General features: G+C 42.0%; 1 protein-coding gene. It reads left to right on the top strand.

Features of this window, described 5'->3' with window-relative positions:
- Positions 1-7: 7 nt before the first annotated feature.
- Positions 8-436 (top strand): M20/M25/M40 family metallo-hydrolase (locus FCS21_RS17845; protein WP_503328524.1); only part of this gene is annotated, 429 nt, incomplete at its 3' end.

The following is a 436-nucleotide window of genomic DNA, read 5'->3' as shown; positions in this document are numbered from 1 at the left end:
ACAAGATATTATTGCGGGAAAAGCAATGGATGATCGTGCAAGTTGTTTTGCATTAGTTGAAGCGATGAATCAATTAGTTGATGTTGACCTAGATGTAAATGTTGTGGCAGCCTTTACGAGCAGTGAGGAGGTTGGTACACGAGGTGGGCGATTAACAGCGCAGATTGTAAATCCAGATATTTTCTTTGCGGTTGACGTGGCTAAGAACCCTGAACTTGACCGTGGTTTTATGAACACTCGTAAGTTAGGAAAGGGACCAATGATTGAATTTTATGATAAAACAATGGTTCCGAATGCCAAGTTGTTACGGATCGTATGTGAAATTGCTGACTCTGCAGGCCTCCCATATCAAAAAGACATGTTTAAGGGTGGTGGAACGGATGCTGGATCTGCCCATTTAGAAAATGGGGGAATTCCTGCAGTAGTTTTAGGAATT

Origin of the sequence: Colwellia ponticola (assembly GCF_005885605.1) — a bacterium.
In the GTDB taxonomy this organism is placed as follows: domain Bacteria; phylum Pseudomonadota; class Gammaproteobacteria; order Enterobacterales; family Alteromonadaceae; genus Colwellia; species Colwellia ponticola.
Note: the sequence above shows the minus strand (reverse complement) of the source record. Positions and strands in the feature narration are given on the sequence as shown.